Source organism: Mycobacterium sp. NGS16 (genome assembly GCF_059813225.1).
Map to the genome: position 1 here is coordinate 234,891 of NZ_JCALEE010000006.1, position 14,153 is coordinate 249,043.

At 68.5% G+C, this 14,153-nt stretch carries 15 protein-coding genes; 7 read left to right on the forward strand and 8 right to left on the reverse strand.

Translation table 11 applies throughout. From position 1 onward, the window contains the following. Positions 1 to 4: 4 nt before the first annotated feature. Positions 5 to 1,420 (reverse strand): glucose-6-phosphate dehydrogenase, encoded by a 1,416-nt coding sequence (locus AC5Y4Q_RS15840; protein ID WP_065019465.1) that lies wholly within the window; start codon positions 1,418 to 1,420, stop codon positions 5 to 7. Positions 1,421 to 1,518: 98 nt separating this feature from the next. Beyond that, positions 1,519 to 1,929 (reverse strand): hypothetical protein, encoded by a 411-nt coding sequence (locus tag AC5Y4Q_RS15845; protein ID WP_064923950.1) that lies wholly within the window; start codon positions 1,927 to 1,929, stop codon positions 1,519 to 1,521. A gap of 135 nt (positions 1,930 to 2,064) precedes the next feature. Between AC5Y4Q_RS15845 and AC5Y4Q_RS15850 the strand changes: the two genes are divergently transcribed. Next, complete coding sequence (locus AC5Y4Q_RS15850) at positions 2,065 to 2,628, forward strand: YceI family protein (RefSeq protein ID WP_065019464.1); 564 nt, start codon at positions 2,065 to 2,067, stop codon at positions 2,626 to 2,628. 1 nt (position 2,629) lies between these two features. On the opposite strand, the gene AC5Y4Q_RS15855 is transcribed toward AC5Y4Q_RS15850, so the two are convergent. Next, the gene (locus tag AC5Y4Q_RS15855; RefSeq protein ID WP_499959583.1) at positions 2,630 to 3,721 is read right to left on the reverse strand and encodes a DUF7159 family protein; all 1,092 of its coding nucleotides are present in this window, start codon (positions 3,719 to 3,721) and stop codon (positions 2,630 to 2,632) included. Between the two features lie 369 nt (positions 3,722 to 4,090). Here AC5Y4Q_RS15855 and AC5Y4Q_RS15860 point away from each other — a divergent pair, with 369 nt between their 5' ends. Together AC5Y4Q_RS15860 and AC5Y4Q_RS15865 are read left to right on the forward strand one after the other, a co-directional pair. After that, the gene (locus AC5Y4Q_RS15860) at positions 4,091 to 5,083 is read left to right on the forward strand and encodes an esterase family protein (protein ID WP_064923947.1); all 993 of its coding nucleotides are present in this window, start codon (positions 4,091 to 4,093) and stop codon (positions 5,081 to 5,083) included. Positions 5,084 to 5,189: 106 nt separating this feature from the next. After that, a complete protein-coding gene (locus AC5Y4Q_RS15865) occupies positions 5,190 to 5,687 on the forward strand; it encodes an SRPBCC family protein (protein ID WP_109535764.1) in 498 nt (165 codons plus the stop codon). A gap of 10 nt (positions 5,688 to 5,697) precedes the next feature. On the opposite strand, the gene AC5Y4Q_RS15870 is transcribed toward AC5Y4Q_RS15865, so the two are convergent. From AC5Y4Q_RS15870 to bfr, 4 genes are all read right to left on the reverse strand, one after another. Further along, positions 5,698 to 7,461: a CocE/NonD family hydrolase gene (locus AC5Y4Q_RS15870; protein ID WP_499959586.1), complete on the reverse strand. Its 1,764-nt coding sequence runs from the start codon at positions 7,459 to 7,461 to the stop codon at positions 5,698 to 5,700. 185 nt (positions 7,462 to 7,646) lie between these two features. After that, positions 7,647 to 8,141, reverse strand: a complete 495-nt coding sequence (locus AC5Y4Q_RS15875) for a carboxymuconolactone decarboxylase family protein (RefSeq protein WP_064923944.1) — start codon at positions 8,139 to 8,141, stop codon at positions 7,647 to 7,649. 11 nt (positions 8,142 to 8,152) lie between these two features. Further along, entirely contained in the window at positions 8,153 to 10,213 is a 2,061-nt protein-coding gene (locus AC5Y4Q_RS15880) for an MDR family MFS transporter (RefSeq protein WP_499959589.1), read from the reverse strand. A 53-nt stretch (positions 10,214 to 10,266) separates the two neighbouring features. After that, entirely contained in the window at positions 10,267 to 10,749 is a 483-nt protein-coding gene (gene bfr / locus AC5Y4Q_RS15885; RefSeq protein ID WP_064923973.1) for a bacterioferritin, read from the reverse strand. Between the two features lie 271 nt (positions 10,750 to 11,020). Between bfr and AC5Y4Q_RS15890 the strand changes: the two genes are divergently transcribed. Together AC5Y4Q_RS15890 and AC5Y4Q_RS15895 are read left to right on the forward strand one after the other, a co-directional pair. Further along, on the forward strand, positions 11,021 to 11,662 hold the full coding sequence (locus AC5Y4Q_RS15890) for a hypothetical protein (protein ID WP_064923942.1): 642 nt from the start codon (positions 11,021 to 11,023) through the stop codon (positions 11,660 to 11,662). A gap of 10 nt (positions 11,663 to 11,672) precedes the next feature. After that, a complete protein-coding gene (locus tag AC5Y4Q_RS15895; RefSeq protein ID WP_064923941.1) occupies positions 11,673 to 11,909 on the forward strand; it encodes a (2Fe-2S)-binding protein in 237 nt (78 codons plus the stop codon). Positions 11,910 to 11,931: 22 nt separating this feature from the next. On the opposite strand, the gene AC5Y4Q_RS15900 is transcribed toward AC5Y4Q_RS15895, so the two are convergent. Continuing rightward, complete coding sequence (locus AC5Y4Q_RS15900; RefSeq protein WP_064923940.1) at positions 11,932 to 12,867, reverse strand: hydrogen peroxide-inducible genes activator; 936 nt, start codon at positions 12,865 to 12,867, stop codon at positions 11,932 to 11,934. Positions 12,868 to 12,983: 116 nt separating this feature from the next. Between AC5Y4Q_RS15900 and AC5Y4Q_RS15905 the strand changes: the two genes are divergently transcribed. Together AC5Y4Q_RS15905 and ahpD are read left to right on the forward strand one after the other, a co-directional pair. Further along, on the forward strand, positions 12,984 to 13,571 hold the full coding sequence (locus AC5Y4Q_RS15905; protein WP_064923939.1) for a peroxiredoxin: 588 nt from the start codon (positions 12,984 to 12,986) through the stop codon (positions 13,569 to 13,571). 49 nt (positions 13,572 to 13,620) lie between these two features. Further along, positions 13,621 to 14,153, forward strand: a 533-nt coding sequence (gene ahpD, locus AC5Y4Q_RS15910; protein WP_499959593.1) for an alkylhydroperoxidase, AhpD family, incomplete at its 3' end; no start/stop codon positions are given.

The window sequence follows — 14,153 nt, forward strand, 5'->3', positions numbered from 1 at the left end:
TCCCTTAGTGTGACCGGCTGCTCTCCGGCAGCCATGGCTTCTGCCAGCTCCGGTGGCCGTGCACCAGCTTCTGCGCGGCTTCGGGCCCCCACGAGCCGGGCTCGTAGCGGTGGATCTCCCCCGGCTGGTCGAGCAGTGGGGCCACGATGCGCCAGGTCTCTTCGATGCTGTCCTCCCGGGCGAACAACCGGCGGTCGCCGATCATCGCGGCATGTAATAACCGCTCATAGGGGCGGATCGGTTCACCCAGATCACGGGCGAACGAGGAATCGAGGTGGATGTCGCGCCAGGCTTGACAGTCCTGGTCGTCTTGGGCCACCAGCTGCAGCCGCAGTCCCGGATCCGGGTCGATGCGCAGCACGATCTGATTGCGTTGGGCGCGTTCGCGCTGCGGCATGAACGCCAGCGCCGGGACCCGGCGGGTGAACAACCGGACTTCGGTGACGCGTTCGGGCAGCGCCTTGCCGGCCCGAAGGAAGATGGGCACCCCGGCCCAGCGCCAGTTCTCGATCTGCAGGCGCAGCGCCACGAACGTCTCGGTCTGCGACCCCGCGGCCACCCCGGGCACATCCGCGTAACCGCGGTATTGGCCCCGCACGTAATGCGCGGGGTCGGCCGGGGGCATCGCACGGAACAGCTCGGCCTTCTTGTCGTTGAGGTCGTCGTCGCCGGGCCCGACCGGCGGTTCCATCGCGAACAACGCCAGCACCTGCAGCAGGTGGTTCTGCACCACGTCCCGCAAGGCGCCGACGGCGTCGTAGAAGCTGCCGCGCTCCTCGACGCCGAAGTTCTCGGCCATGGTGATGTGGATCTCGGCGACGCTGTGCCGGTCCCACAGCTCAGCGAGTGTGGTGTTGGCAAACCGCAGGTATTCGAGGTCGGCGACGGGTTGCTTGCCCAGGAAATGGTCTACCCGCAGGATCTGGTCTTCGCGCAGCACCGCGCGCAGTCGGGCGTTGAGGTCGCGCGCGGAGGCCAGGTCATGACCGAACGGTTTCTCCACCGCCACCCGGGATCGCTGCAGCAGCCCGGCCCGGCCGAGGTTCTCCACGATCGGGGCGAACAGCGACGGCGGCATCTCCAGGTAGTACAGGCAGCGGCGATCCGTGCCGACCCGTTCGGCGAGCTGATCGTAGAGCGCCGTGTCGGTGACGTCGCCGTGCAGGTAGGACAGCCGCTTCGCCAATCGGTGAAACACCGCCTCGTCGAACGGCTCGCCGGTGTGGCGGATCGCCTCGCCGGCCCGGTCGATCAACTCCTCGACGGTGATGTCGTCACTGGCCACCCCCAGGATCGGGCAGTCCAGCAGCTTGCGGCGCTCCAGGCGGTACAGCGCGCGGAAGGTCATTTTGCGGGCCAGGTCTCCGGTTATCCCGAAGATCACCACCAGTTCCGACGTCGCCTCACCGCGTTCGCCCAAGTCGTCCCACCTCCTGCGTGTAGCTACCCCGCCTGAAGCTAGTGCAATCGCCTGGACGGCAGCTGTCCGTTCCAGATGCGGGGCGGGCTACGCCGCGGTCACCCGACTTGAGCGATTCCGGGCGGGAAGTACGGCCCGATACCTCCGGTGTAGATGCCGGGTTGCCAGCCGCGCGCGCCGAGGCATAGCAGCGGCAACCCGTCGGGCGATTGCGCGGCCGACTGGGGGTTCGGACATGGTGAACCGATTTCCTGCACGCCGTAGAGCGGGTAGGAGATCTGCCAGAAGCCGGTGTCCTTGGGCGGCCACTGGTTGGCGATGAAATGGCAGGCCAGCGCCTGACCGTTGGGGCCGTGCCCGTAGATGAAGCGCTCCCAGCTGAAGCAGGCGTCACCCTGGCGCTGCCCGTCGACCATGCCCGGCACGTCACCGGGGTAGGCGCCGGCGGCCGGCGCGCCGGCGACGGCGGCGCCCGCGACGAAAACAGCTGCGGCTAGTTCACGAATCATTCTTCTTCGCCCTTGGTCTCCTCGATCCGGGCCAGCAGGCGGCCCCGCGTGGAAGCAGCCTAACGGGTGGCCGCGGCGCCTCATCGCGAATCCGCCGAATGCTGTCGCCGCCTACCGGGCCGCTAAAGTGCCCAGATGGCCGGGGCGCAACGACAGTTCGACGCATCGCACGGACAGCTACTGCTCGGCACCGGTGTGACCGGTCGGGCGGCGAAGATGGGCCACCGGCTCACCATGGTCATGCAGCGCTGGCAGGCGGCGGTGTCATGGTCCGGTGAGCGGCCCACCGCCGTAGCGTTGACCGTCGACGTGGATTCGCTGCAGGTGCTGCGTGGTGACGGCGGACTGACCCCGCTGACCGCCCCGGAGAAATCACTGATCCGCACGAATGCCCTCAAGTGCCTCGACGCCGGCAGGTATGGCCACATCCGGTTCGAGTGCACCGACATCGCCGCGACCGACGGCGGCTATCGGTTGGCCGGGTCCCTACAGATCCGCGACCGGTCCAGGCCGCACGTCATCGCGGTGCGGGTGGCTGAGCTCGACGGTTCCTGGCGGGTGGACGGCGAGACCGTGGTACGCCACAGCGACTTCGGAATACGGCGCTATTCGATGCTGATGGGAGCCATGCAGGTCGCCGACGAGGTGACGGTGTCGTTGTCGGCGACCATCGCGGGCGACACGCTTGCCGGCCGCTGACTCAGCGGCCGGGAAGACGCGGAATCCGCTGACGGAATCGGTCCAGCAGCGAGGCGCCGGCGCTCGGCGGCGGTGCCGGCGGCTCGGGGGCCGCGGCCGGCCCCTCCCACAGCGAACCGAACTCGACCGGTTCCTCCGGCAGCTCGGCCGAGGGTGCGAGGTCGGCCGGCGGCGCCGCTGGCGCAGCCGGGGGCGCGGGCACGGCGACGCGAGCCACCGTCGCGTGCTCGCGCGGCCGCACGTCCGGGACGTCTCGGTCCGGGCCCAGCTGCAGGCTCAGCGCGGCGGACAGCGAGGCCACGAAGGTGACCGCTCCCCCGGTCAGCATCGTCAGCGCACCGGCATACGACAGCGACATCGCACGCGCCGAACCGATCGCTGCGGGCCGCCGCCCAGCCGGGGTGCCGGCCAGACCGGCCAGGTCGGCGTGCGGGGCCACGGCGAGCGCCGCGCCGCGCGCCAACGCCTGCTGCGCACCGGGCTGAACGAAGACGGGTATCGAAAGCTTGGCCTCCAGGCGGCGCCCGAGCCGGTCCATGCCGCGCATCGAGCCGGCCACCATCAGCACCTCGGGCCCCCGGGTCCCCGATCCAAAGACGTCGGCCAGCCAGCCCAGCAGGTCATCGGTGCCGCCGATCGGGCAGGCGGTGACGACCGGATCCTCGTTACCGAACAGCACCAGCGTGGCCAGTCCAGGCTCGATGACGCATACCGCCGTCTGTTCACCGTGCAGTCCGATGCCACTGGTCAGCGAGGCGGCGGCCCGGCTGAAACGCACCGGCACCACGTTGTCGAAACCGGCGTCGGCCAGCGACTCCAGCAGCAGCGCGGCGCCGACGGCCGCGTCATCGCTCCAGGTCACACCCACCCCGTGCAGCCGGTCACCGCGGCCGGCCAACACCGTGCGGACCCGGGCGGCCACCGCCGACGCCGACGACGCCATGCTCGCCGCATCCAACCCGGCATCACCGCGGGTGATGGCGAACTCATCACCGGAAACCGTCTGGCCGCCCGGGAAGTCGTGGCCCCGTCCTTCGGTCATGACCCAGCCGACCGTCGTCGGCGTCATCGCCAGCCCCAGTACCGTGTCCAAAATCGCGCGCCCCAATCGTCCTGATCTGCGATGTCACCGCGGCGGCTCGCTACCTTCGCCTTGCCCGTGGCGGGTTCGGCGGGCACCGGAGCGGACCGGGGACAGCCCAGGACAGTGTGGTCTTGTCGGCTTACCGCAGGGCAGCCTACGCGTGTCGCGCGGCCATGCCTAGCCGGGTCCCAGACCGCAAATCGGGTATGCTATCCGGCGGGTCTGATCCCTGAGAAGGCAGCGGGGTCGCAGAGAGCGGCGGTTGCTGCATGTGAAGGCCGACAGGGACATGGTGGCGTGCTTTGCGTCGCGATCGACAAGTCGGCTAGTTCGAACACATTTCGAGACCGTTCCGCAGGAAGACGACAAGGGGCAGGAATGACAGACGTGACCAAGGGGATGCGCTGGGCGCGCCGACTTATGGTCGGCGCGGTGGCCGCAGCAGCGCTGCCCGGCCTGATCGGCCTGACGGGTGGCGAAGCGACCGCATCGGCGTTCTCGCGGCCGGGTCTGCCGGTCGAGTACCTGCAGGTTCCCTCCGCAGGTATGGGCCGTGACATCAAGGTGCAGTTCCAGAGCGGCGGCTCCGGCTCCCCCGGGCTCTACCTGCTCGACGGCATGCGTGCCCAGGACGACTACAACGGCTGGGACATCAACACCCCGGCGTTCGAGTGGTACTACCAGTCGGGCATCTCGGTGATCATGCCGGTCGGTGGCCAGTCCAGCTTCTACAGCGACTGGTACAAGCCGGCCTGCGGCAAGGCCGGCTGCCAGACCTACAAGTGGGAAACGTTCATCACCAGCGAGCTGCCGGCCTTCCTGGCCTCCCAGTACGGCGTGAGCCAGAGCCGTAACGCCGCAGTCGGTCTGTCGATGGCCGGCTCGTCGGCGATGACGCTGGCGATCTACCACCCCGACGTGTTCAGCTACGCGGGCTCGCTGTCGGGTTACGTCAACCCGTCGGACGGCAAGAGCTGGATCGGCCTGGCCATGGGTGACGCCGGCGGCTACAAGAAGGAAGACATGTGGGGCGCCGACGACGACCCCGCGTGGCTGCGCAACGACCCGACCGTCAACGTCGGCAAGCTGGTCGCCAACAACACCCGCCTGTGGGTGTACTGCGGTAACGGCCGCCCGAACGAGCTGGGCGGCGACAACATCCCCGCCACCTTCCTCGAAGGCAACTTCATGATCGGTCAGAACAAGAAGTTCCAGGAGGCCTACGTCGCGGCCGGTGGCAACAACGCCGTGTTCAACTTCCCGGACTACGGCACCCACAGCTGGGAGTACTGGGGCGCGCAGCTGCAGGCGATGAAGCCTGACCTGCAGAGCCACCTGGGCGCCACCCCCGGCGGCGGCAGCGAGGGCTGAGCCCACCATCTCGTTACTGAGCCCCACCCGGTTCCGGGTGGGGCTCAGTGCTCTGCCCGGGGTGGTCCAGGGTGTCCCGGGAGGATCTAGCCGCACCGCGAAAGACATGCTTGGATTGGCGAACATGCAGGGTTCCGCGACAGTTCACATGGCAGCCCCTCCCGAGCGGATCTGGGATCTGGTGGCTGATGTCCGCAACATCGGCCGGTTCTCCCCGGAGACCTTCGAGGCCGAATGGCTCGACGGCGCCACCGGCCCGGCGGTCGGCGCGCGGTTCCGGGGACACGTCCGGCGCAACGGGATCGGCCCGGTGTACTGGACGACGTGCCGGGTCACCGAGTGCGAACCGAATCGGGTGTTCGGCTTCGCGGTGCTCGCCGGTGATCGAGCGCTCAACCGGTGGCGCTACGAGCTGACGCCCGCCCCGGAAGACATCGGCGGCACCGACGTCACCGAGTCGTTCAAGCTGGCCGACTCCTTCCTGACCAACGTCTACTACTACGTGTTCGGCGGTTTTCTGCGGCAGCGCAACAACATCCGCGACATGCGGCGCACCCTGGAGCGCATCCGCGACGTCGTGGAAGGCGTCGTCGAGCCGGGCTAGCCGATCCGGCTCAGTCCAGCGTGTCCGGGTCGGCCAGCGGCAGCAGCAGGAACGACGGGGTGGGACCGCCCTGGTGCAGGCGGTAGGTGCCACCGGCCAGTGCCCGGCGCGCAGGCGCCGTGGGCACCAGATGCGGGAAATCGTAGGTGGTCACGGTCAGCCGCAGGCGGTGGCCGGGAGCGATCATTGCGGCGGTCGGAAAGATCTCGATGTCGTAGCCGGTCAGCTCCCCCGGTTCGACGGACCGTACCGCTGACCGGGTGCTGATGTGGTGGGGCCGCAGCACCGTGCCGTCCGGCAGATACCAGGTGCGCTCCGGATCCAGGGCGCGGTGAGACCCCAGCAGCGCCCCCTGCGTCAGCGGGCGGCTCACCCCTTCGGGTGCGACGTCGTCGAGGTGCGCAACCAGGAGCGTCTCGGTGGTGTCGGCCGTCGCCTCCACGCGCAACGTGATCGGTCCGGCGATAAGGGTCGGAGCATCGAACGGTGCGGTGGTGTAGGTCAATGCCCCGCGTTGCAGACGGCGGTTGTCCTGGTCGTAACGGGTGCGGCCACCGGCCTGGGTGGTGACGAAGCTGTTGAGGCCGAGCGTCCACTGTTCCAGGCTGCGCCCGGAGACCGGGCCGCGCGCACGGTAGCGCAGTGCGGCCAGCGTCTGCTCGGCCGGGGCGTCGGTGACCAGCCGGCCGTCGGGCGCCAGATAGAAACGGGTGGGCGTCGCCTCCGGTATCGGATACTCACGCGTGTGGTACCACCGGCTGTCGCCGATCGCCTGGAAGGTGAACGGCGGACCGGAGATCTCCGCCGCCGCATCGTCTTTCAGCCAGTGATCGAACCAGCGCAGTTGCAGGTCCTGGATGCGCAGGCCGTCGAAAGCCGACACGTGATACCAGGGTCCCATCATCAGCCTGATCCGATCGGCCAGCGGTTGCCCGGGTTGCATCGGGGCGTGCACCGCGCGCCCGGTGCAGGCATTCTGCAGCGCGGCGTAGTTCAGCGGTGCGCCGCGCTGGAAGGCGTCGTGCCAGCCGCCCACCAAAAAGACGGCGATCTTGTTGGCGGCGATCTCCGGCAGCACGAGTTCGGGCCGCATGCTGTCCCAGAACGGTCCGTCGTAGGCGGCGTCACCGCCGGTGCGGGCCTCGGCGACCAGCGGTCCGAAGTAGCCGCGCTGGTCCCTGCCGCGTTGGCGCACCGCGGCCAGGCCGCCGGCCCGCGGTCGCGGATGCCCACCGCGGGTGAAGAACTCCAGGGTGGGGTTGATGATGTTGAGCATCGTGTAGAGCGCGCCGTAGCCGCGCACGGTCGCCAGGTGCGGAGCCCCACCCATCGCGGCGGCGTCCCGGTAGAAGTCGTTGGCCGCCATCACCGGGAAGATCGCCTTCAGCGGTGAGTCCGGGCCGACGGCGGCCGCGGTGAACAGCTGGTTGATCGCTAGGTATGAGATGCCGAACATGCCGACCCTGCCGTTGGCGTTCGGCAGGGTCGAGGCCCACGTCACCAGTTCCACACCGTCACGGGCCTGCTCGGGACCGAACATCTGGAAGGATCCACCGGAGGCGCCGGTGCCGCGCACGTCGACCATCACCTCGATGTACCCGCGTCGGATCAGACGCGGGGTGGGTCCGCCGCCGATCTGCGCGGCCGGTGGCGGAGCCAGCTTGCCGTACGGCGTCAGCGACAGCAGCACCGGAAACGGCCCGGTGGCCGGCGACCCGGTCTCGCGGTCGGTGGGGTAATGGATATCGGCGCGCAGCACGACCCCGTCACTCATCGGGACTGCGACGTTGCGGCGCACCCCGACGCCGTACTGCGCCGGCCCTGCGGACCACTGCGGGAGCAGGGGTGACGGGCTGCTGGTGCGGGCCCGGGCGGCAGCCGATCTCAGTGCCGCGACTGCGGCGGCCCCGGCTACGACAGCAGCCGCCGCCCATCCGGCTCGGCGCGACCGTCGCCGCATCAAGTCCGGCTGGGCACGGTGAACGCGCAGGCCTGACCGATGTCCAGGGTGCGCAGCACCCGCCCCATACCCAGCCAGAGTGCACACGACAACGCGAGGTCGGCGAGCAGCTCGTCGCTGAAGTGCTCCGAGCAGCGCGACCAGAAGTCCTCGTCGTCGCGCAGGCCGGTGTGGTCAGTGGCGAATCGGTGGGCGAACTCGGCTGCGAGCCGTTCGGCGTCGCTGTAGCCCGGCCAGGTGCGCCATTCCGCGACGTGCTCGTAGAGGTCCTCGCTCACCCCGGCGGCTGGGCCGTCGGCATCGCGGGTGTTGACGCACACCGCGCACTCGTTGTCGAAGGCGATCACCATCCGGGCCAGCTCGCGGGTGCGCATCGGCAGCCGGCCGCGGTTGTACACCGCGGTACTGAATCCACCGATGCCGGCGGCGAGTTCGGGCGACTTGGCCATCCAGCCCGTCAGGTCATCCGCGGGGAACGTTCCGATTCGACTCATAGCTGGGAATGCTAACCGGCTTTGCCGTCACCGTGGGCGGCGCCGACGAACTCCCCCGAATGTGTCGCCCAGTCGGGGTCGACCAGGGCCCGGTGGGCGATCCGCTGCAGCGCGGCCTCGACCTCGGCGCGATCCGGGCGTCCGGCGAACCCGGGCGAGCGGGCCAGCTTGTCGCTCACCCAGTCCTGCACCAGCGAGGTCACGAACCTCACCTGCTGCAGCCCGGCCCGGGTCAGTCCCAGGTGGTCGCCGTCGCGCAGCACGTAGCCCTGGATGACCAGCCGATCGACGGTGGGTTCGAGGATCTCGTAGGGCACCCGCAGCGTCTTGCCGATGTCGCTGAGCCGCGCCGTCCGGAACACCTGGGTATACCGGTAGATGCGCAGCACCGTCCACAGCCCGGCGACATCGAGTTCGCAGTCCGAGCGCATCGCGATACTGCGCAGCCGCATCCCGGGTTCATTGCGCAGCAGGCGCCCGATCGCGGTCTCCAGCAGTTCGTCCGACGATGCGGTGCTGGGCATCCCGAAGCCGTCGCCGAGGTCGACCGCATTGTCATGGAGCTCCTTGAGCGGGACTTCGCGCAGGAACAGTGCCAGCACGAATCCGAGCAGCGCGACCGGCGCGGCCCATAGAAACACCTGGCCGAGCGAGTCGGCGTAGGCCTGCACGATCGGTGCCGCCTGCTCCGGGGCCAGCCGGTGCAGCGCCTCAGGCGAGGCGGCCGCATCGGCGTCCAGTCCGGCGGAGCGCAGCGCCGACGCGAGGCGGTGGTCCAAGAAGTTGACGAACAGCGACCCGAAGACGGCCGCGCCGAAAGAGCTGCCGATGGTCCGGAAGAACGTGACACCGGAGGTGGCCACCCCGAGGTCGGCAAAGCTTGAGGTGTTTTGCACGACGAGAACCAGCACCTGCATCGACAGCCCGATGCCGGCGCCCAGGACGAGTAGGTAGAGCGACTGCAACAGCGCCGGGGTGGCGGCGTCCATCTGCGACATCAGCGCGAACGCGATCGTCATCAGGGCGGTGCCGGCCACCGGAAAGATCTTGTACCGGCCGGTCCGGCCCACCAGGGTGCCGCTGCCGGTGGACATCACCAGCATGCCGACCACCATCGGCAGGGTGCGCAGTCCCGAGGTGGTCGCCGAGACGCCGTCGACGTACTGCATGAAGGTGGGCAGGAAGGTCAGCGCGCCCAGCATGGCGAAGCCGACCACGAACGCCAGCACACAGCAGACCGCGAACACCGGGTCGGCGAAGAGGCGGGTCGGCAGGATGGGGGCCGCGGCCCGGGTTTCCACCCGGGCGAACAGCGCCAGCGCCACCACCGATCCGGCGAACAACGCGATGATCGTCGCCGATCCCCAGTCGTAGCGGGTGCCGCCCCAGCTGGTGGCCAGCGTCAACCCGCTGGCTCCTAATCCGATCAAGACGATGCCGGCATAGTCGATGACCGGCTTGGCCCGGCCTGCCAGCGCCGGGATCGCCGCCCCGGCCACGATCATCACGACCACCGAGATCGGCACGTTGATCCAGAACGCCCACCGCCAGGTCAGGTAGTCGGTGAAATAGCCACCGAGCAGGGGCCCGATCACGGTGGTAACGCCGAAGACCGCGCCCAGCATGCCCTGGTAGCGGCCCCGCTCGCGCAGCGGAATGACTTCGCCGATCAGCGCCGCGGCGGTGACGGTGACCGCGCCCCCGCCGATGCCCTGCAGCGCCCGGGCGCCGACCAGCATCTCCATCGACGCGGATAACCCGCACAGCACCGAGCCGGCCACGAAACACACCACGGCGGCCTGGAACACCAGTTTGCGGCCGAACAGATCGCCGAGTTTGCCCGCCAGGATCGTCGCGATCGTCGAGGTCAGCAGGTAGCTGGTGACCACCCATGACTGATGGCCGGCGTTGCCCAGATCCGACACGATCGTCGGCAGCGCCGTCGCGACGATGGTCTGGTCGAGCGCGGCCATCAGTAGGCCGAACACGATCGCCAGGAAAATCAGGTTGCGGCGCTGCGGGCTGACCGGCGCGGGCCGCGATTCCTCGGCGACCGGCGTCGAACTGCTCATATTCCCTTTCGTCGGCGTCTGCCGCTAACGGGTACCCGCGTCGGCGCCAGAGATCACGTCGTCGGCGGGCGGGCGACGCATTGGGCCAGATACAGCGCGTCGCCGAGCTTGTCCATCAGCTCCAGTTGGGTCTGCAGGTAGTCGATGTGGGATTCCTCGTCGACGAGGATGGTCTCCAGAATCTTGGCGGTGGTGCTGTCCTGTTTGTCACGGCACATGACGATGCCGGGCCGCAGCCGGTTGAGCACCTCGATTTCCAGGGCGAGGTCGCTTTCGAATTGCTCGCGCAGGGTCTGCCCGATGCGCAGCGATCCGATCCGCTGATAGTTCGGCAGACCGTTGAGCAGCAAGATGCGGTCGGTGATCGTCTCCGCGTGGCGCATCTCTTCGATGGACTCGTCGCGGGTGTGGGCGGCCACCTCGGTCAGACCCCAGTCGGCCTGCATCTTGGCGTGCAGGAAGTACTGGTTGATCGCGGTGAGTTCACTGGTGAGCTGCTCATTGAGCAGTTTGAGAACCTCCGGGTCGCCTTGCATGATCACTCCTCTGGTGTGAAGAACCTCGCATGCCCCCCGCGTCGACTGGGGCTTGATCATCGCCGTAACGCGCCGGATTCAATCTAGTGCAGGTCACCGGTCACGAGGCGGTGTTTACCCGTGTCTCGGCGCGTCGAATCGACGCATCGGCTCCGGGCCTGGCGGGATCGGATCGCGGTGCGGCCCTGCAGGATGCGTTGAACTTAGGTTAGACTCTACTAACATGAGACTTGCTTCGCCTGGCCGCCGTGTCGGCAGTTCGGGTCGTGGCATGTCGCACCGCGACAATCCGCATTCGCTGGTGCTGGCGCTGGACTACCGCGTTGACGACATTGATCGGACCTGGTCGCTGCTCCGCGACGACCACACGCCGCTGCTCGGTCTCGGGGCACGCCATGCGGTGCTCTACACCTCGGTGGTCGACACGGATCGGGTGCTGGTGACGATCGGCCTGCGCCACCGGGCGTCGGTCAAGGAGCTGCTGCGCTCCCCCGCCGTCTTCGAGTGGTTCGACCGCTCCGGGGTCAACGATCTGCCGGCGATCTTCGCCGGCGAGGTCACCGAGAAGATCACCGTCGCTGATACGGAGCAGGACGGTTCGGAGGTGATCGTCGGCGTGGTGTCCACCGTCGCCGATCCCGCGAACCTGATGGCCAAGGTGCATCGCAGGCTGGATCGGTTCGCCAGCGCAGGCGTGCGCAAAGTGTGGGTATATCGGGCCGTCGACGACGGAAATGAGGTGATGACGCTGTTGGAGACCGACAGTGCGGCGAGCGCGCAGCGCTGGCTTGACCACCCGGACACCGCTGCCGAGTGGATGACCGGGGTAGGCGCCGGCGGTTACCCCGGGCCGTTCGTCGGAAAGTTCTCTGCCGCAATCGATCTGATGCCGCCTGCGGGCGACGGCCGGTAAGGGTATAGCCATGTACGTGTGCCTTTGTGTCGGAGCCACCAACCAGATGGTGTCCGATGCCGTCGCCGCCGGCGCGTCGACGTCCAAGGAAGTGGCCGCGATGTGCGGTGCCGGTGGCGACTGCGGCCGGTGCCGGTGCACCGTCCGCGGCATCATCGAAGCCACCCTGGCCGCAGCACCGTCCGGTCCGGCCAACGGCGCGCTGCGCCACCTCGCCCTGGACGTCACGCCGATCGGATCCCACTGATCGTCGCGTCGCGGGCCGGGTCTTAGGGGACCCGGTCGACGCGGTGTTGCGCGGCGATTACGTCGCCGATGATGCCCGCCAACCGCCGGTAGGACTCCTCCCGCCCGCTGGAGGTGCGAAACACCAGCCCGATCCGCCGGCCCGGGCGGGGCGCGGCGAAATGGGCCAGCGCCAGGCCGCTGCGCTCGGCCTCCACCGCCACCGCCGTCTGCGGAATCAACGTCACTCCCAGCCCGCCGGTCACGCACTGCACCGCGGTCGCCAGCGATGCCGCCCGGGTGTTGGCCAGCTGCGCCCGCACCCCGGCGTTACGGCAGATGTCCAGCGCCTGGTCCCGCAAGCAGTGCCCTTCGTCGAGTAGGAGCAGCGGCAGGTCCGCCAGGGCTGTCGGCGGCACCCGCCGCTTGCCGGCCAGCGCATGTCCCGGCGGCAGCGCCAAGACGAAATCCTCGTCATAGATCGGTATTTCAGTCATCCCGGCGGCATCGGCCGGCAACGCGAGCAGTGCCGCGTCCACCGCCCCTTCGCGCAGCCCGGTGAGCAAGCGTTCGGTCTGGTCCTCGATCACCCGCAGGCCCAACGCCGGCAGGCGTTCGGACAGCCCGGCCAGCACCGCGGGCAAGACATAGGGCGCCACGGTCGGGATGAGCCCGATCCGCATGGTGCCCTGCAGCGGGTCGGCCACCCCGGCGGCCGCGGCCGAGAACTGCGCCGCCGCGTCGAGCACGGCGTGCGCATGCGGCAGCAGCTGCTGGCCCTCCTCGGTCAGGAAGACCCGGCGGGTGGACCGCTCGATCAGCTGGATGCCCAGGCCGGATTCCAGCGACGACAAGGCCTGCGACAGCGTCGACTGGCTCAGTCCCAGGCCGGCCGCCGCGAGACTGAAGTGGTGCTTCTCGGCGACGGCGGCGAACGCCCGCAGGCCCGCCAGTGTTGGCTGATAGGTTGAATCGGTCATGCCGATAATTATAGTGCGAAGTATCACCTTTCATTTTTAATTCCGATAGGGCACCATGGAGCGTGCGGGCGTTGAACTGACCGAACGCCCGGAAATCTCACACAACGAGGAGTGTCATGGCACTGCTGACCATCGGCGACCAGTTCCCCGCTTACAAGCTCAAGGCGGTCATCCCCGGTGACCTGTCCAAGGTCAACGCCAACAAGCCGGACGACTACTTCACCACCATCTCCAGCGACGACCACCCCGGCAAGTGGCGGATCGTGTTCTTCTGGCCCAAGGACTTCACCTTCGTCTGCCCCACCGAGATCGCCGCCTTCGGCAAGCTGAACGACGAGTTCGCCGACCGCGACGCCCAGGTGCTCGGCGCGTCGATCGACAACGAGTTCGTGCACTTCCAGTGGCGCGCCCAGCACGAGGACCTCAAGACGCTGCCGTTCCCGATGCTCTCGGACCTCAACCGTGAGCTGGTCGAGGCGACCGGTGTGCTCAACGCCGACGGCGTGGCTGACCGGGCCACGTTCATCGTCGACCCCAACAACGAGATCCAGTTCGTGTCGGTGACCGCGGGCTCGGTGGGCCGCAACGTCGACGAGGTGCTGCGAGTGCTCGACGCACTGCAGTCCGACGAGCTGTGCGCCTGCAACTGGAAGAAGGGCGACCCGACGATCAACGCCGGCGAGCTGCTCAAAGAATCGGTCTGATCGGACCGAAACGGTGCAGAGCGTCAGCGAGAAGAAGGAGTAGCGCCAAATGAGCATCGAGAATCTCAAAAACGCGGTCCCGGAATTCGCCAAGGACCTCAAGCTCAACCTGGGGTCGATCGCTCGCACCACGGCTCTGAACGAGGAGCAGCTCTGGGGTGCCCTGTTGGCCAGCGCCGCGGCGACACGTAACGCCACGGTGCTGGCCGAGATCAGCGCCGAAGCAGCCGACAACCTCTCGGCTGAGGCCTACCAGGCCGCCCTGGGTGCGGCGTCGATCATGGGTATGAACAACGTGTTCTACCGTGGCCGGCACTTCTTGGACGGCGCCTACGACGACCTGCGGGCCGGGTTGCGGATGAACATCATCGGCAACCCGGGGGTCGACAAGGCCAACTTCGAGCTGTGGAGCTTCGCGGTCTCGGCGATCAACGGCTGCCAGGCCTGCGTCGCCTCCCACGAGCAGGTCGTGCGGGAGGCGGGCGTCGGCCGCGAGGCGGTGTTGGAGGCCCTCAAGGTCGCCTCGATCGTGGCCGGGGTGGCCCAGGCCATCTTCGCCGCCGACGCGCTGCCGGCCACCTC